This window comes from Streptomyces sp. H27-H1, from assembly GCF_026627445.1.
GTDB lineage: Bacteria > Actinomycetota > Actinomycetes > Streptomycetales > Streptomycetaceae > Streptomyces.
Genome location: NZ_JAPNLJ010000022.1, coordinates 41,329 through 64,360 on the forward strand (window position 1 = coordinate 41,329; position 23,032 = coordinate 64,360).

The following is a 23,032-nucleotide window of genomic DNA, read 5'->3' on the forward strand; positions in this document are numbered from 1 at the left end:
GCATCACCCTGCATCGTCTGCCGGAACCTGACCGTAGGAGTACCGGGCAATCACGAGATCTGCCCGGTCTGCGGATGCGGCAGCCGCACTCGAAGCCGGCCTGGACAGCGATCCCGTCGGGAGCATCATCTTGGGCGAGGGGGCTGCGGCACCCGTCCACCTGACGCTGGACGCGGAACGGTTCCGAGCCCGGATGAACGCCCAGCGAACCCGCCATTCCCGGGACCGTCGAGGGGCGGGGTCCTGCCCCGGTGATCGACGGTCCCGGCGAGCCGCCGAGGGGCGGTTCCGGTCAGGTGGCGGTGGAGCGGTTGCTGCTCGTGTCCGTGCACAGGGCCCAGATGATGAAGATGCCGATGGCGATCGAGATGAGGGCCCAGAGCGGCGTGTAGGGCAGCCACAGGAAGTTGAGGACGACGTCCAGCGCGACGATCACCACGCCCGTGCCGCGTGCCCAGGCCGCCCCCTTCAGGATGCCCGCGCCGACGATCGCGAGCACGATGCCCACGATGAGGTGGATCCAGCCCCACGCGGTGGCGTCGAACTTGAAGGTGTAGTCGCCCACGCTCGCGTAGACGTCGTCGTCCGCGATGCCGACGATTCCCTTCAGGATGCCGAGGACGCCTTCCATGAGCATCAGGACTCCGGCGAACATGGCGCCGCTCGTCGCCCACGGGTTGTGTCCGTCGGTGGCGTACCGGCTGTTGGGGGCCCTGCTGGGGGGCGTTGTCTGTGCCACGGGAGACTCCTTCGTCGGGCGGTACACCGAGCGTGCGGTGTGCCGTCCAGCGTCCGTGGAAGGGGAGTGCGGGGATATTCAAGCGCCGCCATTCGGGTGAATCCGTACGGTTGCCCGAACGGAATTCCAGGTCAGCTGCCGGGTCAGCCGCCGGGTCCTTGGCCGCGACCCGCGCTTGCTTCCGCGCCCGGTGGGTGGTGCTCGGGCCGGATCCTCCTGTCGTGTGGTCCGAGTCGCTGGATGGAGGCGTCGCGGCGACGCCGGCCGGGGCGTCCGGCGCCGGGCCGCTCGTGTGAACGGGCCCCGCTTCCGGCCCGGATGCCGTCCCCCCGCTGCTGCGGCTCGGAACCCGGGCCGGACGGGGTGCCCCCGTGACCTGATCCTGCCCGGGCGGTGCACCGCCGCGCATTGCCGGTGACCGGCAGCCTTTACATCGCTCTGATGCCGATGGCGGCGGGACTCGGGCACACATCGCTCCGCGCCCGCGTTGAGTACATGTCATGGAGTCGTGAGGATCGGGGGAGGGCATGGCCGAGGGGGCCGTACCGGCGGAGCACGTGGCGGGGTACGTCGAAAGCCTGGTCGACGCGTGCGTCACGGGTCGCCGGCTGACCCGTGACGAGCTGGAGAGCCGCAGGGCGCAGGGCACGCGGGCGGCGGAGGCGGGACTGGCCTTGCGCGGGCTCATCCGTGACCATCTGGCCGCGGCGCGGGAGATACAGCCGCGGTTGCCGGCCGCGGCCACGGGCCCGCTGCTGTTCGCCGTGGAGCAGGCGGTGGACGCCTTCGCCGAGGGGTACGAGCGGGCTCAGCACCAGGCGGTGCGCCAAGCGGAGGCCGAGCGCCGGGAATTCGTCGACGACCTCCTGTACGGGGGCAGCGACCTGGGCCGGCTGGCGGAGCGGGCCGAGCGGTTCGGTCTCCGGCTGTCGCAGGACCACGCGGTCGCGGTGGCCCAGGGGCCGGAGCCGTACGGCGACGGCTACCCGGTGGCCCGGGGCATCGAGGAGAGCGTCCTGGCCCGGTTCGGCAACCGGCAGATCCTGCTGACCACGAAGGACGGCCGGCTGATCTGCGTGGTCCCGGGCGGCCAGCCGGACGTACTCGCCTTCTTCGCGAAGCAGGCGTACGCCGCGACCGGCGGCGGGCGGGTCGGCATCGGCCGTTCCCATCAGGGGGCCGGCGGCATCGTCCACTCGTACGAGGAGGCCCGCAACTCCCTCGACCTGGCCGAGCGGATGGGGCTGGAGGGGCCGGTGCACCACGCCTCCGACCTGCTGGTCTATCCGGTCCTGACCCGGGACCGGCAAGCCATGGCCGATCTGGTGGAAAGCGTGCTGGGACCTCTCCGGAACGGACGCGGGGGCGCCCAGCCCTTCCTCGACACGCTCACCGCCTACTTCGACAGCGGCTGCGTGGCGACCGAGGCGGCCCGCCGCCTGTCCCTGAGCGTGCGTGCGCTGACCTACCGGCTCGAGCGCATCCGCACCCTCACCGGCGCCGACCCGGCCGACCCCGTGAACCGGTACACCCTTCAGACCGCGGCCATCGGCGCCCGCCTCCTGGGCTGGCCGGGCGAAGCCGCGGCCTGAGCGCGCCGGCCGGCAGCCCCGCTTGTGCGTTAAGGCAGCGTAAAGATTGCCGACGGCAGGCAATGTGCACTGGCCCGTCGCGGTGACACGATCCCGGTGTCCGGCACAAACGCCAGCCATGCGAGGAGGTGCTCATGGGCTTGTTTCTGGGTCTCGGCATTGCGGGGATCGTGCTGTTGGCCGCCTCGCTGGTCTTCGACGGACTCCTGGAGGGCGTCTTCGACGGCGCTCTGGACGGCCTGTTCGACGGCTGGCTGTCGCTCCCGGTGGCCGCGGGCTTCGTCTCGATGCTCGGCTTCACCGGGGTGATCGTGCTCGGCGCCACGGGACTCGGGGCGGGAGCAGCGACAGCCGTCGGAGCCCTCGCGGGCGCGGGGGCCGGCTGGGCGACGTACCGGCTGAGCCAGGCCCTGTTGCGGGACGGCAGCGGGGCCGCGCCCCGGCACGGCGATCTCGTGGGATCGACGGGGACCGTGGTGACCGCAATTCCGTCGGGCGGCTACGGCGAGGTCATGCTCCGGCTGGCCGGGCAGCCGGTGAAGTACGCGGCGACCGCCGACGGCCCGCTGGGGCGCGGCGCCGAGGTATGGGTCACGGCCGCGCCCTCGTCCACCTCGGTCAGCGTCCGCTCCGTCGAGCGCTGAGGCCGTCCTCCACCTGTTCATCCATCACCGATCTGCCCCCGAGGGGGAGGCAGGGGGGATTCATCATGAGCCCAGTCGTCATGTCGGTCGTGGGAGTCGTCGTACTCCTCGTCCTGCTCGCGCTCGTCGTCGTCACCCGCTACAAGGTCGCCGGGCCCAGCGAGGCGTTCATCATCACCGGCCGGCGCGGCAAGAGGTCCACCGACCCGGAGACCGGACTGATATCGACCGACAACAGCGGACAGAAGGTCGTGGTCGGCGGCGGCGTGTTCGTCGTCCCCTTCGTCCAGCAGCGCTACACCCTCGACCTGTCCAGTCGGCACATTCCGATCGCGGTCCGCGGAGCGGTCACCCTGCGCGGCATCAAGGCCAATCTCGAAGGCGTCGCGATCGTCAAGGTCGGTGGCAACGAGGACGCCATCCGGGCCGCAGCCCAGCGTTTCCTGCAGCAGCAGGACGGCATCGTCGGCTTCACGCAGGAAGTACTGTCCGGCGCCCTGCGCGCCATCGTCGGCCGCATGTCGGTGGAGGACATCATCCGCGACCGCGCCGCGTTCGCCGGCCAGGTCGCGGAGGAGGCCGAGGCCAGTCTCTCCGGCCAGGGCCTGGTCCTGGACGCCTTCCAGATCCAGGACATCACCACCGAGGGCTCCTACCTCGAGGACCTCGGCCGGCCGGAGGCCGCCCGCGCCAAGCAGGAAGCGGACATCGCCGAGGCCAACTCCCGCCAGGCAGCCGAGCAGGCACGGCTGAAGGCCGAGGAGGAGATCGCGGTGGCGCAGCGCACCCTGTACCTGCGTCAGGCGGAGATCAAGGCCGAGACCGACGCGGCCGCGGCCCAGGCCAATGCCGCGGGCCCCCTCGCGGAAGCAGATCGGCAGCAGCAGATCCTCGCCGAACAGGAGAAGGTGGCCGAGCGGCAGGCGGCTCTGACCGACCGCCAGCTCGACACCGAGGTCCGCAAACCGGCCGACGCCCGTCGGTACCAGGCCGAACAGGAGGCGGAGGCCAAGCGTGTCGCCCGCGTCAAGCAGGCCGAGGCCGAGCGGCTGGCCGCCATCGCCGCCGCCCAGGGCGAGGCCGAGCGGGCCCGCCTGACCGGTGAGGGCGAGAAGCAGCGTCGCTCCGCCCTCGCCGAGGCGGAGGCCGTCGAGGGAGCCAAGCGCGGTGCGGCCGAGCGGGCCCGGCGTGCGGCGATCGCCGAAGCCGTACGCCTGGAGGGCGACGCGGAGGCCGCGGCCATCGCCGCCAAGGGCGCGGCCGAGGCCGAGGCCATGCAGAAGAAGGCCGACGCCTTCGCGTCCTACGGCGACGCGGCGATGATCCAGATGATGGTCGAGGCGCTGCCGCAGATCGTGGCCAAGGCCGCCGAACCCCTCAGCGCCATCGACAAGATGACGGTCATCTCCACGGACGGCGCAGGCAAGCTCTCCCGTACGGTCGCCGACAACGTCGCCCAGGGCATGGAACTCCTCGGCGCCACCACCGGCGTGGACCTGGCGCAGCTCCTCAAGGGCCTCACCGCCCCGACGAAGCCTGCCGCGGCCGAGGTCGTGCCCGTGGCCCACAAGAAGGTCGAAATCACCGGCTGACACCCCACCGGACCACCGCCTCGAGGCCCGCTACGGGGGAGCGGGCCTCAAGGCCGGTCCGGTTCCCCGGCTCCCGCCGGGGAGCCTGTCGGGGAGGCGCCGAAGCCGCTCGTGCGAAAGCCAGTTCGTCAGCACGGGACGACGCGCGACCCACGTCCGGGTGGTCCTTGCGCGTGCGGGCACTTTCTGGCGGTCCGGGGCCGTGCGGGCGGCAAGAGTTGGCTTCATGATCATGGATCCCGATGCCAACTCCGGAAACTCCGAAGCTCCCGGAACCCCCGGAACCCCCGGAACCCCCGGAACCCCCGGAACCCCCGGCGAGCCCGCCCCCGCTCCCCGCCGGCCCTCCCGCCGCACCGTCATCGCCGGCGCGGCCGCTGTCGCCGGAGCCGGCGGACTGGGCGTCGCCGTCACTTCCGCCCAGACCTCGCAGGCCGTCCCCGGCTCCGCCGTCGCCGAGTGGGACGCCTGCCTGACGATCGCCCGGGCCATCCTCGTACGGGACGAAGAGGACCAGCCACTCGTACCGCGCTACGCCGACATCCTGCTGAAGAACGGCCTGCCCCGCTCGCGCCGCCCCGCCAAGAAGGTGCTGGTCGTCGGCGCCGGGCCGGCCGGCCTGACCGCCGCCCACCTCCTGAGCCAGGCCGGCCACAAGGTCACCGTCATCGAGGCCAACGGCAACCGGGTAGGCGGCCGCATCAAGACCTTCCGCACCGGCGGCCACGAGGGCGCTGACCAGCCCTTCGCCGACCCGAAGCAGTACGCCGAGGCCGGCGCGATGCGCATCCCCGACAGCCACCCGCTGGTCACCGGACTGATGGACAGCCTCGGCCTCGAGCGCCGCCGCTTCCACCTGGTCGACGTGGACGGAGCCGGCCGCCCCGCCTACCGGACCTGGATCTACGTCAACGGCATCCGCGTCCGCCGCGCCGACTACGGCCGCGCCCCCCAGACGGTCAACCGCTCCTTCGGCGTTCCGCAGGCGTACGAGTCCGTCCCCGCCTCGCAGATCGTCCGCGACGCCTTCGCCCCCGTGCGCCGGGAGATCGAGGGCAAGAAGGACAAGGAACTCGTCGAGGGCTGGGCACGGGTCATCCAGCGCTACGGCCACATGTCGATGTACCGCTTCCTGACGGAGGAGGCCAAGCTCGACGAGCGGACCATCGACCTGATCGGCACCGTCGAGAACCTCACCTCCCGCCTGCACCTCGCCTTCGTGCACAGCTTCATCGGGGCCTCGCTGATCAGCCCCGACACCGCGTTCTACGAACTGCCCGACGGCACCGCCACCCTGGCCGACGCGCTGTACGCCCGCGTCAAGGACCTCGTACGGCTCGACCGCCGCGCGACCCGCATCACCCACGGCGAGGACCGGGTCACCGTCGAAACCGTCTCCGAGGGCCGCGGCGGCAGCCCCGTACGGCGCGAGACCTTCACCGCCGACACCGCCATCATCACCGTCCCCTTCTCCGGGCTGCGCCACATCCCCATCACCCCCGCGCTCTCGTACGGCAAGCGGCGCGCGGTCACCGAGCTGCACTACGACGCGGCCACCAAGGTGCTGCTCGAATTCAGCCTCCGCTGGTGGGAGTTCGACGAGGCCGACTGGAAGCGCGAGCTGGAGGCCGTACAGCCCGGCCTGTACCGGAAGTACCAGACGGGTCGGACCCCGGCGGACGGAAGCCTGCTGGGCGCACACCCCTCCGTACCCGACGGCCACATCTCCGCGGGCCAGCGCTCGCACTACGCCGCCAGCCGCGTGGTCACCCGCGACCAGCCCGAGGCGGCCGGCGTCATCGGCGGCGGCTCGGCCACCGACAACCCCAACCGCTTCATGTTCCAGCCCTCCTACCCCGTCCAAGGCAGCGCCGGGGGCGTCATCCTCGCCTCCTACAGCTGGTCGGACGACGCGCTGAAGTGGGACTCCCTGGACGACGAGGAGCGCTACCCGCGCGCCCTCGCCGGTGTCCAGGAGGTGTTCGGGCAGCGCATCGAGGTGTTCTACACGGGAGTGGGCCGCACCCAGTCCTGGATGCGGGACCCCTACGCCTACGGCGAGGCGTCCGTACTGCTGCCCGGCCAGCACACCGAGCTCTTCCCCCACGTCCGCAAGGCCGAGGGCAACCTGCACTTCGCCGGATGCCACACCTCCATCAAGCCCGCGTGGATCGAGGGAGCCCTGGAATCCGCGGTGCGGACCGCCCTGGACGTGCACACGGCCTAGGCCAATACGCCTGGGGCGTGTCCGGTCGGCCATCTGACTGCCCTGTGCCCAGGCCGTTTTGACGGGGCATGGGGCGGGATGATCCGAGTGATGCCGAGTGGGAACGGCTGCGCCCGTTCCTGCCGGTCGACGACTGGGATATTCGCCGCGCCATCAGACAAGCTCAAGCACGCCCGAGCCGTCGCCACCCGAGTCCGGTGTGTCGATGTCAGGGCAGAACGTGCGTACCGACCGCCCCGCCGAGGTTGACCTGAATCCGCGCTGCCGGGACCCGTCCGGGCCCCCAGCATGGGCCGCAGCCTGCGGAAACGTCGCCTACGGACGGGACGAGCGACCATGACAGCACTCCTCCAGCACGCCGTGTGCCCCGAAGGCACCTGGGACGTGGCCCTCGCCCGCCCCGGCCCCGCGCTCTCGCCCGGCGTGCGCCTCTACCGGGGCGTGCGCTTCGCGACCGGCGTGGTCCGCCGCCGGCTGGAGGTCCCCGGGCCCTGGGTCACGCTGGTCCTCGGCTTCGGCCCCCCGATGCGGCTCATCAGCCCGGGCCGGGTCCCGGGGGCCCCGGCGACGGAGCTGCTCCTGGCCTCCTCGGTGTCGGGCCTGCAGACCCGGCCCACCATCGGGGAGCACGGCGGCCACCTCGCCGCCCTGGAGGTCGTCCTGACCCCGTACGCCGCGCACCGCCTGCTCGGCGTCGACATGGGTGCGCTGGCCAACCGCCACCTCGACCTCGCCGATGTGGCCGGGGTCCGGGCCGCCCGGCTCGGCGACGCGCTCGCGGAACTACCGGGCTGGCCGCAGCGGTTCGCCCTGCTCGACCGGGAGCTGGCCCGCTGGATGGAGGCCGGCCCGGAGCCCGCGCCGCCCCTGCTGTGGGCCTGGCGGCGGCTCGCCGAGTCCGGGGGCCTGCTGGCGGTGTCCCGGCTCGCGGCCGAAACGGGCTGGAGCGTACGGCAGTTGGAGAACCGCTTCAACGAACAGGCGGGGATGCCCCCCAAGGCCGTGGCCCGCGTCATGCGGTTGAACCGGGCGATGCGCATGCTCGCGGCCGGCTCTCTTTCCCCGGCCGAGGTCGCCATCGCCTGCGGATTCAGCGACCAGCCGCACCTGTGCCGCGACTTCAAGGTCATGACCGGGGCCACCCCGCGCGAGTTCTTCGCGGCCCGGCTCACCGGCCCCGGCGGACCGGCCGAACCACCCGTCGCCGACCGGATAGCGGGGCAGGTCACGAGCGCCCCCGCCGGGTCCCGGGGCGGGGCGAGTGCGTATTCGTCCAAGACCGCGCGCCGTGCACCCCGCGAGGATCTTGTCGCAGCAGGGCGCAATCCGGCGCCGGGCACGTGAGGAGACGCACCATCATGTTCCGTACCTCGAGCGACACCCCCAAGAAGTCCCGCACCGTCCGCAGGGCCCTCGTGCTGGCGGGCACGGCCGCCGCCGCGGTGGTGCTCATGGCCCCTTCGGCGGGCGCGGCCGGCAGTGTCGGGGGCGCGGGCTCCGCCACCTGGTACTCGAACGGTGACAAGATGACCGTCTGCGACCACGCCGCGGACGGCAAGTCCGTCGTGGCCGAGGCCTACGTGAACGGCAGCTGGCAGTACAAGTGGCACACCGGCGGCGCCGGCGGCTGCACCGACCGCTCCTACGGCAACCTGCCCGAGGGCTACCAGTTCGACTTCCGCGTATGTCTGGGCAACAACTACACCGTCGACTGGAGCACCTGCGGCGGCTGGGCCCGCGCCACGGCCTGATCCGGGAGACCGCCCGTGAGGGGCGCCGGCCCGGCGGCCGGCGCCTCTCACGCGCCACCGGACCCGCTCAGCCGTGGGCGGTGCCGGTCACACAGGAGCGGCTGCCCTCTGGCTCTTGTCGTCGGACAAGTCCCAGGGGCCCGCCCCGGCGCCGCAGTCAGCTCTCGGCGAGCACGATCAGCCAGTCCTCCTCGCAGAACCGCACCCGCTGCCGCTTGTCGGGGTTGATCCGCACCCCGTAGTCGGGGCCGGTCGCGCTCCGCGCGCGCAGCCGGTAGCCGACGGCGCATTCCCGGCGCCGCCGCGCCGACTCGACGGCGGTGGCGAACGAGACCTCCTGACCGGCCCGGACGTAGTCCGCGGCCGGCTTGAGATGGAACTCGTGGCCCTCCGCCGTGAACAACTCCTCGAAGACCTCGGCGAGATACGGGCTCTCCGAGATCTGGGTCATCAGCAGACTGATCAGTCTGCCGCTCACGATGAAGTCGGCGCCGCCCCGGGCCGGCGCGAGGAGCCGGTTGCCGTCGTCGGACATCTCGGTGGTGAGCGCGAGTTCCCGGTGTGCGGCGTCCCCGATGGCCCGCAGGTGCAGCAGGGTGACCAGTGTCCTGTCGTCCGCCCGCGCCTCCGGATCCGTCACCGGGGCGAGGAGGGGGAGGGGTGCGTCCGAGGCCGCGGCGGCCGGCTCCGTCTCACCGATCACGATCACCCCGTCGTACGAGGGAACGTCCAGCTTGGCCAGGGTGAGCGGGGCGGTGATGTCACCGTGGTGGAAAATGACTTCGAGCCGGGACCGCGCGGCCGTGACGGCCTGGGGGCCGTACCCGCCCGCGTACTCGCCCAGCGCCACGACGTCCAGGGTGGTTCCCGGGCTCACGTACTGGTCGAGCTGCTCGATGACGAGCGGCGCGCGGCGGTTCCAGCCGAGCAGGAGGAGCCGTTCGGCCTGGCAGGTCCTGGGGCCGGCCGTCACGATGGCGGCCTCCTCGACGTGGGAGGCCATGTCCACCCGTACGGCGGTGTCGTCGTCCCGGGAGATGACGACGATCCGGTCGGCCGGGCCGATCACCGCCCCCGGGTCCGGATTGAGGGTGACGCTCCCGTCGGCGTGCAGCAGGCCGACCGCCGAGGACGTGGCGAACGACAGCAGCGCCTCGCCGAACGTCCGCCCCACGAGGTCCTCGGCGGTGACCGGGTAGAACTCGTCGCCCTCGAAGTCCAGCAACTCCGAGTAGACGAGCGAGAGGCCGGGCTGCCGGGCCGTCTGAACGAGCAGCCGGGCGACGATGTCGTCGACGCACAGGACGTGTCCCGCGGGGCCTGCCGCCAGCTTGGCGGTCATGTGGTTGCGGGAGTCGCGGACGGCGGCGACCACCACCGCGTCCCCCGCTCCGGAGCCGGGGACGGCAGCGTCCAGGGCGAGCAGCGTCTTCACCACCTGCGCGTCACCGGTGTCCCCGGTGGGAGGCAGTACCAGCAGCGCCTTCGCGGTCCGCGGACTCACCCGGCACAGCTCGGTGGGGTCGGTGGTGCTCCCGTTGCGGCAGATGATCCGCGTTCTGCCGCTGCCGCTGTCGCGGACGCGGGTGGAGATCTCGTCCTCCATCCACACCTTGTCCTGCGGGGCGAGTACGGCGATGGCGGAGCGGCGCTGGTTCGCGTTGGCGGCCACCAGTTCCCCGATCACGGGGAAAACCTGGTCCGACCAGCCCAGTACGACGGTGTGCCCCGTCTCCAGCACGGTGGAGTGACCGAGGCGCAGTGACATGATGCGCCGGTTGATGCCCGTGGTGATCAGACTGACCAGGGTCGACACGAAGAGCAGCGCCACGAGCGCGAGCGATACGGAGGCCAGAACGTAGAGCGGGGAGCCGACCGCGCCCCCGATCTTCAGCGTCTGGCCGACGCTGACCCACACGGCGGTGAGCCGGCCGGACAGCGTGGCCGGAGCGGCCCGGTCGGACCAGACGAGGACCGCGCTCGCCGGAACGACGACGGCGAGGCAGGCCAGGGCGAGCCAGCCGATGAGGGCGGTCGTTCCCCCCGAGACGAGATGGTCGAAGCGGTACCGGAGACGGAGCCGGAGTGACGTCGTGTGCTGCTGCGCCACAGCAAGCTCCCGTACATGAGTCGAGGCGCCGGTCGGAGTGGCTGCCCGCCACACCGGAATCACCCTAGGCGGATTTCCGCCGCCGCCCCCGCGAACTCCACCGACCTCACTCAGAGGTATGAACGCGCGGGACCTCGGGCGCTGTTATCTGTTCGGTCACCAGTTCAACGCCGCGACCCGAGGGGTGACACGCGGGTCGTCCGAGCGGTTTGCGCCGGCGCCGGTCAGCCGTGGGCGGCGTGCAGTTCGTCGGTGGAGTGGTGGTGGCTGTGCCGCCACCCCGCCCCGGCGCGGCGGGCCCCGCGCAGGTGTGGGTGCCCGGGGGTCAGCCCGGTGTGTTCGTGCTCGTGTACGTGGCCCCGGCCCGCCACCGCCACCACGTCCGCCACCGCTACCACCGCCGTGTCGCCCGGCTGCCCGGCCCCGGCCGGCCACAGGTGCGCGGCGAGGGCCGCGGCCGCGAGCGCGATCGAGCCGAGGGCCGCCGTCGCCCACCCGAGCCCGGCCCGCGCGCCGACCCAGCCCGCCAGTGGATAGGTCAGCAGCCAGGCGGCGTGCGACAGGGAGAACTGGGCGGCGAACACCGCGGTACGGTCCCGTTCCGGCGCGGCCCGCCGGATCACCCGGCCGGCCGGTGTGAGCACCATCGAGCAGGCCGCCCCGAACACCGCCCACGTGCCGAGCAGCGCGGGCCAGCGCCAACCGCCGCCGTGCGCCGAGGTGATGGCGCCGAGGGCGCCGAAGGCGGCGGGGAGCAGCAGGGCGCCGGCCAGCATCACCCGCCGGTCCGGACGCTTGTCCAGGACCCGCGGCAGTGCCAGGGCCACGATCAGGGACCCGGCTCCGTACGCGCCGAGGGCCAGGGCGACCGACTCGGCGGACAGCCCCAGGAACTCTCGCACGTACACGACGGAGTTGACCGTCACCACCGCTCCGGCGGCCGCCACCGCGAGGTTCATCGCCAGCAGGGACCGCAGGGGAGGGGAGCTGAGGAACAGGAGCGTCCCCGCGGTGGCCTTGGCGTACGCGCCCGCCCTGCCCGCGCCGGATGCCCCGGCGCCGCCGGAGCCCGCGCCCCGCTCGGACGGTGCGGGCAGGACGGCGGACACCACGAGCGCGCAGGAGGCGAGGAAGCCCGCCGCCGTACCGACGAACAACCGGTCGTAGCCGACCACCGACAGCAGCGCGGCCGCGAGCGCGGGACTGAGGAGGCTCTCCAGGTCGTATGCGAGCCGCGAAAGGGACAGCGCCCGCGTGTAGTCGCGCTCCTGCGGCAGGACGTCGGGAACGAGGGCCTGGAAGGCCGGAGTGAACGCGGCCGAGGCGGCCTGCAGCAGGAAGATCAGGACGTAGACCTGCCACACCTGGCTCACGAACGGCAGGCAGAGCGCGACCCCCGCCCGGACCAGGTCGGAGCCGGCCAGCAGGGTCCGGCGCGGCAGCCGGTCGGCCACCGCCGCGATCGCCGGGGCGATGACGACGTAGGCCACCATCTTGATCGCGAGCGCCGTACCGAGCACCGAACCGGCGCCGGCGCCCGCGAGATCGTAGGCGAGCAGTCCGAGGGCCACGGTGGCCAGGCCCGTACCGACCAGGGCGACGACCTGGGCGCCGAACAGGCGGCGGTAGGTGCGGTCGCGCAGCACGCTCGGCATGCGGCTCCTCTGCGGGCGGGGCGGTGGACGGCGCTTCCAATGTATACACGTATGCACACCTGCGCACATGATGATCGGATTGCGGACCCGCCCTCACCCTGAGCCGCCCCGGAGCGACCTACCCTGGGGGCATGCCTGCTCGCGAACCCCAGCCACCTGCACCCGATGCGCACCTACGGGACCCCGACAGGGCGCGTCTCGCCGAGGCGACCGAGGTCTTCGCGATGCTCTCGGACGTCACCCGGCTGCACCTCCTGTGGCTGCTCGCCCAGGAGGAGTCGGACGTCGGCTCGCTGGCCGAGCGCTGCGCCGCGTCGAGGACCGCGGTGAGCCAGCACCTGGCGAAACTACGGCTGGCGGGCCTGGTCGACACCCGCCGCGAAGGCCGGCGCATCCACTACAGCCTGCGCGACGGCCACCTGCGCCGCCTCGTCCTGGAGGCCCTCAGTCACGCCGACCACCGAGTCAGCGGCACGGCCCCGCACAGCTGACTCCCGTGGCCACGCGTCCGGCCCCCTCAGGCCTGGGCCAGGACCGGGTCGTAGGGGCCGGAGCGCCGGCGGCCCGTCATGAAGGACACGAAGTCGTTGACGAACGCGCCCCGGGAGTACGTGGCTCCGGTGCCCGCCGTATCGCGCAGATCGCGCCGGAACCCGGTGCGGAAAAGCGACCGGTACTCCTCCTCGTCGATGGACTGGTTCCCGTCGGTGTCGGCGGCGTCGAAGAGCACCTCGGCCGCCCTGATCAGCGCGGGTCCGGCGAGGGAGGGCACGGCCGCCGCGTACTCCTCCTTGCTGATGCGGCCGTCGCCGTCCGCGTCGAGGGCCTGCTGCAACTCCCGCCACCAGTCGGCGAACGCCCGGTAGAGCCTGGTCTCCTCGGGTTCGTCGAGGTCGAGCCGCCCGGCGAGCTCGCGGGCCATGGCGGCGAGGTCGGGCCAGTCCAGGTAGCCGTCGCCGGTCTGGTCGAGCACCTCGTGGAAGAACTCCTCGGCGCTGCGCCGAGGACCCTGCGCCGGGGCGCCGGGACCGGGCTCCGGGGGGAGCGGGGTGAGCAGCCTGAGCAGGGCGCCGGCCCGTTTGACGCCCTCGAGCACCACGGTGATCGTCTTCGCGCGCGGGTCGTCGCTGCCGGGGACCAGGGAGAGCAGGTCGACCAGTTCGTCCGTCTTGAGCCAGCCGTCGGGCAGGAACCGCGCCATGCCCATGGCCAGGTACGCGCCCTGCGCCACGGTCTGGGCTCCGGGGATCTCGGGCAGCCCGGCCCGGCGGCGGAAACCCTCCGGCAGCGAGGACACCGTGATGGCGCCGAGGACGGGCCCGACGAGGGAGCGGCCGGCCGCCCACAGCGTGGGCATGCCGTCCAGCAGCGGCGGCGCGGGGAGGTGGTCGAAGAGCCCGTAGAGGACGATGCGCAGCGCCTCGGTGTTCTCCAGCTCCTGCGCGACCATCCGGTCGAAGTACTGCCAGAACTCCCGCAGGGTCGCCGGCAGATGGCCGGCCTCGTCACCCAGCAGCGCGAGGAACGCCTGGTACTCGGCGTACAACTGCTCCATCTCGGCCTGGGTCAGGGGCTGGCCGCTGAGCCGGCACATGCTGACGGTGCTCTCGTAGAGCGTCGCCACCACCCAGGCCCGCACCGAGGGGTCCATGGCGTCGTAGGGCCGCTCGCGCGCGTCGGCGCCGTTGATGCGGGCGTGGAGCCGGTTGAGCCGGGCCGCTTCCCGCTCCCGCACCCCGGCATCGGCGTCGAAGACGCGCTGCATGCTCAGGAAGGTGTTGCGCAGCCGTCGCCACGGGTGCGCCACGAAGGTGGAGTTGCCGATGAGGGCCGCGCCGATCTGCGGGTGGGCGGCCTCCAGTACCGTCGCCCGGATCATGGCCAGCGCCCACCGCGGATCGTTCGAGAACCGGCGGAACTGCGAATCGGGCCCGAACGAAGGCTCCTCGACGCCGTCTGCGGCAGCCGCTGCGCCCTCACCGGGGGAGGGGGAATCGGGATCCAGGTCGGTCACGGTCGGAGGTCTCCGTTCACGGTCGGTGCGAGGCCGCCGAAACGGCGGTCGCGCTGCTGGTAGGCGTGCAGGCATTCGGCGAAGTGCGTCGCGCGGAAATCGGGCCACAGCACGGGCGGGAACAGCCACTCGGCGTAGGCGACCTGCCAGAGCATGAAGTTGGAGATGCGCTGTTCGCCGGAGGTGCGGATGACGAGATCCACATCGGGTGTGTCGGGGAACGGCAGGTGGGCGGCGAAGACCCCCTCGTCCACCGCTTCGGCGGCCAGCCCGCCGCGGATGAGGGAGCGCGCCGCCTCGACGATGTCTCCGCGCCCGCCGTGGTCGAAGGCCACCGTCAGTGTCATCCCGCGGTTGGCGCCGGTCAGCGTCGTCAGATCGGCGAAGTCCTGGGCCAGCGGGGCCGGGATCCTCGGGTCCGAAACGCCCAGGAACCGGCACCGGATTCCGCGCGCGAGCAGCAGCGGGGCGTGCTTGCGCACCACGCGGCGCACCAGGCGCATCAGGAACTCCACCTCGCCGCTCGGGCGGGTCCAGTTCTCGGTGGAGAAGGCGTACAGGCTCAGCCATTCCACCCCGGCGGCCCGGGCCGCTTCGATGACCTCGATCACCGTCGCCTCCGCGGCGCTGTGGCCGGAGGTGCGCGGCATCGACCGCTGCGCCGCCCACCGGCCGTTGCCGTCCATCACACAGGCGACATGGCGCGGCACCCGCTCGCGGCCGGCCGGTGCCCGCGACGGGGCCGCACTGCCCGGAGCCTGCTCAACCCGCATACCCACCCCTCTCGTCGTCGCGGAGCGCAGCGCGGTGCGCCGGACCCGATTCGGGCCCGGGGGCGACAGGTGCCGTGACCGGCACCAGGAGCAGAGTGCCGGGCTTCGCGCCGCGTCCGCCCCCGAGTCGGGGTGTGTTCACGCCTACGGGGGATCGGGCTCCGTGGTGGCGACGGAGGACCTGTACGATCTCCGCCCGCGGGCCGCTGCGGTGTCCGTCGGCCGCGGATCCGGCCGATGTCTTCACCCGGGTTGGATAGTTGAACTATCCTGCGCTCGTGGACCAGTTGATCGTCGAAGACCCGACCCGTATCGGCCCGTACCGTCTCATCGCCCGGCTGGGGGCCGGGGGCATGGGCCTGGTCTACCTGGGCCGGTCCGAGGGCGGGCGCACCGTCGCCGTGAAGGTCGTACAGGCCGAGTACGCAGGGAACCCGGAGTTCCGCAAACGCTTCGCCCGGGAGGTGGCCGCCGCGCGGCGCGTGGGCGGGAGCTGGACCGCGGCCGTCCTCGATGCCGACCCCGAGGCCGCGGTGCCCTGGGTGGCGACCCAGTACATTCCCGGGCCCGACCTGCACGCCGTGGTCGCCAAGGACTTCGGGCCGCTGCCCGAGCATTCCGTGCGCACCCTCGCCAACCGGCTCGCCCTCGCCCTGCAGGCCGTGCACGAGGCGGGCCTGATCCACCGCGACCTCAAGCCCTCCAACGTCCTGGTCACCGTCGACGGTCCGCGCGTCATCGACTTCGGCATCGCCCGGGCCATGGACAGCCTCGCCGGGGACAGCCTGCTCACCAGTACCGGGATGCTGATCGGCTCGCCCGGGTTCATGTCGCCGGAGCAGGTCCGCGGTCTCGAACTCACGCCCGCCAGCGATGTCTTCTGCCTCGGCGCCGTCCTCGTCTACGCCGCCACCGGACGGCTCCTCTTCGGCGCCAGGGACACCGGCCTGAACGCCCACCTCTTCCGCATCGCCGAGGAGGAGGCGGACCTGACCGGTGTGCCGCAGGAGCTCGTCGGGCTCGTACGCGACTGCCTGCACAAGGACCCGGCCCTGCGGCCCACCCCCAAGGAAGTCGCCGCCAGTACGGGCGCGGACCAGGCCGGGGAATGGCTGCCGGGCGCGGTCCTGGCCCAACTGGGCCGCCACGCGGCCGAATTGCTGGACTTCGCTCCGGCGCCCCTGGCCGAGGCCCCCGCGGCGCGCCCGGACCCCCGGGTCCCCTCCCCGCGCCCCCGGCTCCCCCCGCCGCCCGCGTACGCCCCCACGGCCCCCGCGCACTCCGCCCCCGCGGCGCAGGGCTTCGGGCCACCGCCGGCGGCCACACCCGCCGACGACCGGCCCGCGCCCCCGATTTCGGCGGCCCGGAACCCCGCCTCCCCGCACTCCAGACGCTGGCGGGGTCTGGTCGTGGCCGCCCTGGTACAGCTGATGGTGCTGATGCAGGGGACGGTCTTCGACATGGCGGCGCCGGAGCTCCAAGCCGACCTGGGCCTCGGCTCCGAGAGCCTGAATCTGGTGTTCATCGCCTACTGGGTCGCCTTCGGCGGGCTGCTCCTGGCCGGCGGTCACCTCGTGGACCTGGCGGGGCGCCGGCTGACACTGGTGATCGGCCTGGTCGGATTCACGGCGGCCTCCGCGCTCGGCGGCTCGGCCGGCGGCTCCGGAACGCTGATCGCGGTCCGTGTCCTTCAGGGCACCTTCTCGGCGCTCCTGACCCCGGCCGCACTCTCCTTGGTGACGACCGGCTTCACCGACCCCAGGGAACGCGGTAGGGCCTTCGGGGTCTACGCCGCGCTCGCGGGCGGCGGTTCGGTGCTCGGGCTGTTCGCGGGAGGCCTCTCCTCCGGCCTGGTCTGGAGCTGGAACTTCTACCTCGCCGTCCCCGTCGCCGTGATCGCCCTGATCCTCGTCCTCTCCCTGCCGCACGACCGTCCGGGCCCGCCCGCCGCCCGCCTCGACGTGCCCGGCCTGCTGCTCGGCTGCGCCGCCCTCGCCGCCCTCGTCCACGGTCTCTTCGCCGGCGGGCCGTACGGCTGGACCGAGCCCCTCGTACTGATCCCGCTCATCGGCGGCGCCGTCCTGCTCGGTGCCTTCCTGTGGCGCCAGACCAGGGCGTCGAGCCCGATGCTCCCGCCCTACGTCCTGGGTGACCGCGACCGGCTCGGCTCGCTCCTCGTCCTGTTCCTGACCGGCGGCGCCACCCTCCTGCTGTTCGCGTTCCTGAACCTGTGCCTGCGAGAAGTCCTCGGCTACACCCCGACCGCCGCCGGAACGCTCCTCCTCCCCATGGCCGCCGGCATCCTCATCGGGTCCACCCAGGTGTCCGCCCGGCTGGCGCACCGCGTCGCGCCCGGCCTCCTGATCGCGGCGGGGCTGGTGCTCGTGGCCGCGGGGCTGCTGATCGTGACCGGCCTCGGAGCCGACGGCGCCTACGTGCCCAAGGTGCTGCCCGCCTCGATCCTCATCGGCCTCGGCATCGGGCTGGCCTACGTGCCGGCCTTCGACACGGCGACCGCCGGCGTCGACCCCCGGCACGCGGGTGCCACCTCGGCGGCCGTCACCACGGCCCAGCAGCTCGGCGAGGCCATCGGCGCCATGCTCCTCGCCGCCGTCCTCGCGGCGCACCTGAGCGCCACCTCCGTCGAGGAGCTGACCCGACAGCGGCTGAGCGCCTACACGACCGCCCTCTGGTGGGCGTTCGGCGCCGTGCTCCTCGCCGCCGTGGCCGCCGGCCTGCTGGTCACGGTCAAGCCGCCCCGGACCGACGCACGGCAACCGGCCGAACCGCTCCGGGCCCAGCACTAGGCGGTTTCGCGCGAACCACCGGGTCGATGCCCAGCAGGCACGCACGGGGCATCGACCCGGGCCCCGGCGGGTGCGGCGTGCGGACCCGGCTGGACGCGCAGGGGGCCTTCCAGCGCCGTGACGGCGTTTCCGGTGAGGAGTACGCGGTCCCCGTGCACGGTGGTGCGGACCAGGCCGGTCCGCGCGGAGCCTGGAGTCCCGTGAGTTCGCTGCGGCCCAGACGCGCCGACCAGTAGGGGGCGAGCACGGTGTGGGCGCTGCCGGTGACCGGGTCCTCGGCAATGCCCCGGGCCGGCGCGAAGAAGCGGGAGACGAAGTCGTGCTCGGCACCGGCCCCGGCGGCCGGCGCCGTGACGATCACGCTCGGCGTTCTCGTGGGAGTGGGTGAGGAGGACGCCGTAGTGCCGGCTGAGGAACCGTACGGTCCCGGCGAGTCCCCGCTCTTCGCGCGGCACGTGCGCCGTGGCCAGTGTGGCGTGGCCGCACAGCCTGGACTCGACGAGCGGCGTGAACCAGCGGACGGCCCAGTCGGCCTCGGCCGGGGAGGGCAGCGGGAGGGCGAACGCGGTCTCGCAATGGTTCATCTCGGCCGCGATCTGCCGCATCCAGGCATCGTCGGGCCACTGCCCGGACGGCAGGAGGCACACGGCCGCCGGGTTCCCGGCGAAAGGGCGGTCGGTGAAGGCGTCGACGACGTGCATGCGCATGCCAGGACCGTAGTGATGCCGAGGTGGCCCCCGCCAACGCCAACCGGGCAGGCTGGCCTGGCCGGGAGCGTCCAGGTGATGACCTGCCCGGACGGGGGAGTGCCGCCCGGGCGGAGCATGACCCTGAAGAGGCGCCCTAGCGCCTGCCGTGGACGAGCGTGAACACCGCGCCCTCCGGGTCCGCGACCGTGGCCAGCCGCCCGCTCAGGCCCTCGCGCGGCGGCTGGACGATCCGGCCGCCGAGCCGCAGGACCCGGGCGGCGGCAGCGTCGGTGTCCTCCACCTCGAAGTACGTCATCCAGTGCGGTCCCCGGTCGTGGGGCAGGGAGCGGCCGACCCCGTGCACGGCGGCCACCGGCCGGCCCTGCAGGAACAGTGTGAGGTAGTCGAAGTCCTCGTCGGCGTCGGCGTGCGCACGGGCCTCGTGGCCGAAGACGTGCTCGTAGAACTTCCCGACCGTCGAGGTGTCCTGAGTGATCAGCTCGTGCCACACCGGGGTGCCGGGACCGCCGGCCAGCCGGGTGCCGAGGTGGGACGCCGTCTGCCAGAGTCCGAAGATCGCGCCCAGCGGGTCCGAGCAGATCGCCACCCGGCCGGCGGCCCCGGCGTCCAGCGGGCCCACCGCGACCGTGCCGCCGCAGGATCGGATGGCTTCGGCCGTCGCGTCGGCGTCGTCCGTGGCGAGGTACGTGGTCCAGGCCACCGGCAGCTGCCGGTCCGGCGGCGTCTCGCCGATGCCGGCCACCTCCCGCCCGTCGAGCATGGCCCGCACGTACTGGCCCAGCTGCTGGGGGCCGGGCTCGTACTCCCAGCCGAACAGATCGGCGTAGAACTCCTCGGTGGTCCCGAGGCCGTGCACCATCAGGCTCGCCCAGCACGGCGTGCCGGGCGTGCGCCGCGTTGCTTCCGATGCCTCGGTCATGTCAGCCGTCTCCTCCGTCGTCACGCTCGTGACCCTTCCCGGAGCTGATAGTTCCACTCCGGGGGGCCGGGCGCGCCCCGACCGGCCGGGATTTCGCGGGACCCGGAAGAGATGACCGGAACAGTGCGGCCCGTCGATGTCGGACTTGTTACGCGGGGTGTGTGCGGGGAGCAAAATGGCCCGCATGACTGCGAACCCGACCCGCTCCCCGCTCGTCTCCGCCACCGACCTGAAAGAGGAGCTGTCCGGTCCGCTGCCACCGGTCCTCCTGGACGTCCGCTGGCAGCTCGGCGGCCCGAACCTGCGGCCCGAGTACGAGGCCGGACACCTGCCGGACGCGGTCTACGTCGACCTCGACGCGGAACTGGCAGGCCCGGCGGGGTCGGGCGGACGGCACCCGCTGCCGGATCCGGAGGAGTTCGGGGCGGTGATGCGGCGGGCCGGCGTCTCGGCGGACGTGCCGGTCGTCGTGTACGACGGCGGCCAGGGCTGGGCGGCGGCGCGTGCCTGGTGGCTGTTGCGCTGGACGGGTCACCCGAGCGTACGGGTTCTGGACGGGGGACTCGGGGCGTGGCAGGCCGCTCACGCTCCGCTGTCGACCGAGGTCACTCCCGTGAGGGAGGGTGATTTCAAGCCAAATCCGGGCTCCATCGGACTGCTGGACGCGGACGGGGCGGCGGCACTGGCCCGGACGGGTGTCCTACTGGACGCACGGGCGGGCGAGCGGTACCGGGGCGAGGTCGAACCGATCGATCCGGTCGGGGGCCACATCCCGGGCGCGGTATCGGCGCCCACCACGCAGAACGCGGGACCCGACGGCCTGCTCCTTGACCGCGACGCCCTGCGGTCCCGCTTCGAGGGCCTCGGCGTGCACGCCGACACCGGCACCCCGGTCGGCGTGTACTGCGGCTCCGGCGTCTCGGGGGCCCACGAGGTCCTCGCGCTCGCGGCGGCGGGCATCCCGGCAGCGCTGTACGCGGGCAGCTGGTCGGAATGGTCCGCGGACCCGGCGCGCGAGGTGGCGGTCGGCGAACTGCCGGGCTAGGGGCAGCGGCCTCCGGTCCCGCGGACGCCTGTGGCCGTCCGCGGGACCGGAGCCCGGGTTACTCCTGCTTCTTGCGGCGGGTGCCGAAGACGATCTCGTCCCAGCTCGGTACCGCCGCACGGCGGCCGGGCCGCACCCCGTCGGCCTCCGCCTGCCGGTCCGTGGTGCCCGTCAGCCGGTCCCGGTGTCCCGCCACGGTGCGCGGCATCAGCACGTCCGCGTACGCGGAACCCGCACCGGCCGAGGCGGCGGGCGGCTCCTCCACCTCCGGTTCGATCACCGGCTCCGGAACCACCAGGTCGCCGCGGAAGCTCGGGACCGCCTCCAGCAGGGCCGTCAGCGTGTCCCGCTCGTCCTCGGGCTCCGGCTCCGGCGGGGGAGGGGGAGCGGTGGGGCGTTCCATCTGGCGGTCGAGCGCCCGGTCCAGCGGCCGGTCGCGAGGCAGCCGGGCGATCCTCGGCACGAACGGGAAGCTCGGCTCCGGGGTCGCCGGCAGGTCGTCGGACTCGCCGATCAGCGAACGGGCCTCGTCGTCCACGGCCACGACCAGCCGACGGGGCGGGTCGTACGTCCAGCTCGCCGAGTGCGGTTCGGCCGCGACCCGGTAGACGAGCAGGACCTCCCACGTGCCGTCGTCCCGGCGCCAGGAGTCCCACTGGACGGATTCCTTGTCGGCCCCGCGCAGCGTGAGCCGTTCCTGGACGGCCTCGCCGAGCTGGGGTCCGGTGTTCTCGCCGGGCCGGCGCACGGGGGTCTTGCGGGCCCGCTCGGCCATGAACGCGCGCTCGGCGAGCACGGGGCCCTCGAAGCGGCGTACGCGGTCGACCGGGATGCCGGCCATCTGGGCGACCTCCTCAGCGGAGGCACCGGCCCGTATGCGGGCCTGGATGTCGCGGGGGCGGAGGTGGCTCTCCACCTCGATCTCGATCTGGTTCAGGCGCGCACGGTCATTGCGCACGGCTGCCCGGAGACGCTCGTCGATCGGAAGCGTGTACTCCGTGCTGTCCGCAGCCTTGAGCACCAGTCGTGTGCCGTCATTTGAGACGGCCACGACACGCAGTTCGGGCATGGGAACCTCCCGGGTGGTGCCTGCCGACGTCACGTGCGTCGCTGCTTCCGCTAGTCGAGTGTGGCCTGCCCGGGTGCAGCCTGCCACTACCTTGCCGAGTTAAACCGGCGTGTCGGGCATGCGCCCTTGATCGCTGTTATGGCACGGTTACCTGTTGGGCACGCACAGTGACCGAATGATTACTGTGCGCAGCAGGATCCCGTGCAATATCGCGGCATCGCCGGTATCGAGTGCCGATTTTCCACCAGCCGGCCCCCTCTCCCGGGTCCGGACATCCGTAAGGAAGGACGGCCCCAGGGCTCGCCACAGTACTCCATTCGGGCCACCTGGGTGGACCGGCGCGCCGCCGAACTTGTCTCGGACGGCGGGAGTTGGGCTGCCCTGAAACGGGATCACGCCCGGCCGGGCCTGCGCTCATCTCCAATTCGGGGTGTCCTGCTTCACAGAATCTCCGGAAATGGAACTATCCGTTTCGCTCATCGGTCAGTAAGTGCAAGGAAGTGGTGAAGCGCGAGAGGCAGGACACGCAGGGGATGACGATGGGTCACAAGACGCTGCCGGACATCGAACCGGAACGGGACGGGCAGAAGAAGAAACTGGACCTGAGTGCGGCTCAGGTCGCGGGTTCCTCTCTGGCCACGGTCGCGGCGGCCCTGCTCGCCTCGCAGATGGGCGTCTACGGGACCATCCTCGGCGCCGGCGTCGTGAGCGTGGTGGCCACCGCGGGAGGCCCCGTCATCCAGCACTTCTTCCGGCGCACCGGCGACCAGCTGCGCGAGACGGCCCGGCCGAAGGCCCGTCAGGTCCCGGCGGCGGAGCCCCGCGAGAATCGCGCACCCGACGGGACGATGACGCTGCGCGCCGTCCCCGCCGGCGGGCCGCCCGACGAGGAGTTCGGCGAGGGCACGCTGCACGGCACCCGGATGCGGGGCTGGAAGCGGACGGCGGTGGCCTCCGGTGCGGCCTTCTTCATAGCGCTCGGCGGCCTGGGGACCTACGAGGCGGTGGCCGGTACCTCGGTCAGCGCAGGCGGCGGCACGATCCTCACCGGCGGTGTGGGCAAGTCCCGCGACCACAAGCCGGACCCGCCCGAGGACGAGAAGACGGACCCGGGCGCCGGGACGGGGGAGAAGGGCGGGAAGAGCCCGGACACCGGGAACTCCCCGAGCCCCTCGCACCCGACGGGTGGCCGGAGCCCGGAGCCCGACCCGGACACCTCGCCGTCCCCCGACCCGGCGCCGACTCCGACCCCGGACCCGCCGAAGCCCGACCCGACGCCGACTCCGAAGCCCACCCTGACCCCCGCGCCGAGCACCGGCAAGGCGACCCCGGGTGGCGGTACGGGAACGGGCACCGGTACCGGCCAGGATCCGCAGACCCCTTGA

Annotated in this window: 17 protein-coding genes and 1 pseudogene; 10 read left to right on the forward strand and 8 right to left on the reverse strand. The window is 72.9% G+C overall.

Annotated elements, in window-relative coordinates; translation table 11 throughout:
- Window positions 1–292: 292 nt before the first annotated feature.
- Window positions 293–739: a DUF7144 family membrane protein gene (locus tag OTB20_RS23530; RefSeq protein WP_420716472.1), complete on the reverse strand. Its 447-nt coding sequence runs from the start codon at window positions 737–739 to the stop codon at window positions 293–295.
- 527 nt (window positions 740–1,266) lie between these two features.
- On the opposite strand from OTB20_RS23530, the gene OTB20_RS23535 reads away from it, so the two are divergent.
- The 6 genes from OTB20_RS23535 to OTB20_RS23560 all read left to right on the forward strand — a co-directional run bounded on the left by OTB20_RS23535 (window position 1,267) and on the right by OTB20_RS23560 (window position 8,545).
- Window positions 1,267–2,331, forward strand: a complete 1,065-nt coding sequence (locus OTB20_RS23535; RefSeq protein WP_267820363.1) for a PucR family transcriptional regulator — start codon at window positions 1,267–1,269, stop codon at window positions 2,329–2,331.
- Window positions 2,332–2,465: 134 nt separating this feature from the next.
- Window positions 2,466–2,975 (forward strand): hypothetical protein, encoded by a 510-nt coding sequence (locus tag OTB20_RS23540; protein ID WP_267820365.1) that lies wholly within the window; start codon window positions 2,466–2,468, stop codon window positions 2,973–2,975.
- A 65-nt stretch (window positions 2,976–3,040) separates the two neighbouring features.
- On the forward strand, window positions 3,041–4,567 hold the full coding sequence (locus OTB20_RS23545) for a flotillin family protein (RefSeq protein ID WP_267820366.1): 1,527 nt from the start codon (window positions 3,041–3,043) through the stop codon (window positions 4,565–4,567).
- Window positions 4,568–4,793: 226 nt separating this feature from the next.
- A complete protein-coding gene (locus tag OTB20_RS23550) occupies window positions 4,794–6,794 on the forward strand; it encodes a flavin monoamine oxidase family protein (RefSeq protein ID WP_267820367.1) in 2,001 nt (666 codons plus the stop codon).
- Between the two features lie 336 nt (window positions 6,795–7,130).
- On the forward strand, window positions 7,131–8,138 hold the full coding sequence (locus tag OTB20_RS23555) for a helix-turn-helix domain-containing protein (protein WP_267820369.1): 1,008 nt from the start codon (window positions 7,131–7,133) through the stop codon (window positions 8,136–8,138).
- 14 nt (window positions 8,139–8,152) lie between these two features.
- Complete coding sequence (locus OTB20_RS23560; protein ID WP_267820370.1) at window positions 8,153–8,545, forward strand: hypothetical protein; 393 nt, start codon at window positions 8,153–8,155, stop codon at window positions 8,543–8,545.
- A 157-nt stretch (window positions 8,546–8,702) separates the two neighbouring features.
- Here OTB20_RS23560 and OTB20_RS23565 read toward each other — a convergent pair whose 3' ends face one another.
- Window positions 8,703–10,655: a CASTOR/POLLUX-related putative ion channel gene (locus OTB20_RS23565; protein WP_267820372.1), complete on the reverse strand. Its 1,953-nt coding sequence runs from the start codon at window positions 10,653–10,655 to the stop codon at window positions 8,703–8,705.
- A gap of 224 nt (window positions 10,656–10,879) precedes the next feature.
- Window positions 10,880–12,310: an MFS transporter gene (locus OTB20_RS23570; protein WP_267820374.1), complete on the reverse strand. Its 1,431-nt coding sequence runs from the start codon at window positions 12,308–12,310 to the stop codon at window positions 10,880–10,882.
- 131 nt (window positions 12,311–12,441) lie between these two features.
- Between OTB20_RS23570 and OTB20_RS23575 the strand changes: the two genes are divergently transcribed.
- Complete coding sequence (locus OTB20_RS23575; RefSeq protein WP_267757921.1) at window positions 12,442–12,801, forward strand: ArsR/SmtB family transcription factor; 360 nt, start codon at window positions 12,442–12,444, stop codon at window positions 12,799–12,801.
- 26 nt (window positions 12,802–12,827) lie between these two features.
- On the opposite strand, the gene OTB20_RS23580 is transcribed toward OTB20_RS23575, so the two are convergent.
- Both OTB20_RS23580 and uppS read right to left on the reverse strand, forming a co-directional pair.
- The gene (locus tag OTB20_RS23580; RefSeq protein WP_267820470.1) at window positions 12,828–14,315 is read right to left on the reverse strand and encodes an oxygenase MpaB family protein; all 1,488 of its coding nucleotides are present in this window, start codon (window positions 14,313–14,315) and stop codon (window positions 12,828–12,830) included.
- A 5-nt stretch (window positions 14,316–14,320) separates the two neighbouring features.
- Window positions 14,321–15,010 carry a polyprenyl diphosphate synthase gene (uppS, locus tag OTB20_RS23585; protein ID WP_420716475.1) on the reverse strand — a complete coding sequence of 230 codons (690 nt, stop codon included), beginning with the start codon at window positions 15,008–15,010 and terminating at the stop codon, window positions 14,321–14,323.
- Between the two features lie 365 nt (window positions 15,011–15,375).
- On the opposite strand from uppS, the gene OTB20_RS23590 reads away from it, so the two are divergent.
- On the forward strand, window positions 15,376–17,904 hold the full coding sequence (locus OTB20_RS23590) for an MDR family MFS transporter (RefSeq protein ID WP_267820378.1): 2,529 nt from the start codon (window positions 15,376–15,378) through the stop codon (window positions 17,902–17,904).
- Between the two features lie 92 nt (window positions 17,905–17,996).
- Here the strand turns inward: OTB20_RS23590 and OTB20_RS23595 are convergent.
- Window positions 17,997–18,611, reverse strand: a pseudogene (locus tag OTB20_RS23595) (PhzF family phenazine biosynthesis protein); the annotation flags it as partial.
- Between the two features lie 136 nt (window positions 18,612–18,747).
- On the reverse strand, window positions 18,748–19,533 hold the full coding sequence (locus tag OTB20_RS23600) for a VOC family protein (RefSeq protein ID WP_267820380.1): 786 nt from the start codon (window positions 19,531–19,533) through the stop codon (window positions 18,748–18,750).
- Between the two features lie 175 nt (window positions 19,534–19,708).
- Between OTB20_RS23600 and OTB20_RS23605 the strand changes: the two genes are divergently transcribed.
- Window positions 19,709–20,578, forward strand: coding sequence for a sulfurtransferase (locus OTB20_RS23605; RefSeq protein ID WP_420716473.1), 870 nt, complete (start codon window positions 19,709–19,711; stop codon window positions 20,576–20,578).
- 58 nt (window positions 20,579–20,636) lie between these two features.
- Here OTB20_RS23605 and sepH read toward each other — a convergent pair whose 3' ends face one another.
- Window positions 20,637–21,647 carry a septation protein SepH gene (gene sepH / locus OTB20_RS23610; protein ID WP_267820384.1) on the reverse strand — a complete coding sequence of 337 codons (1,011 nt, stop codon included), beginning with the start codon at window positions 21,645–21,647 and terminating at the stop codon, window positions 20,637–20,639.
- Between the two features lie 533 nt (window positions 21,648–22,180).
- Between sepH and OTB20_RS23615 the strand changes: the two genes are divergently transcribed.
- Window positions 22,181–23,032, forward strand: a complete 852-nt coding sequence (locus OTB20_RS23615; protein WP_267820386.1) for a hypothetical protein — start codon at window positions 22,181–22,183, stop codon at window positions 23,030–23,032.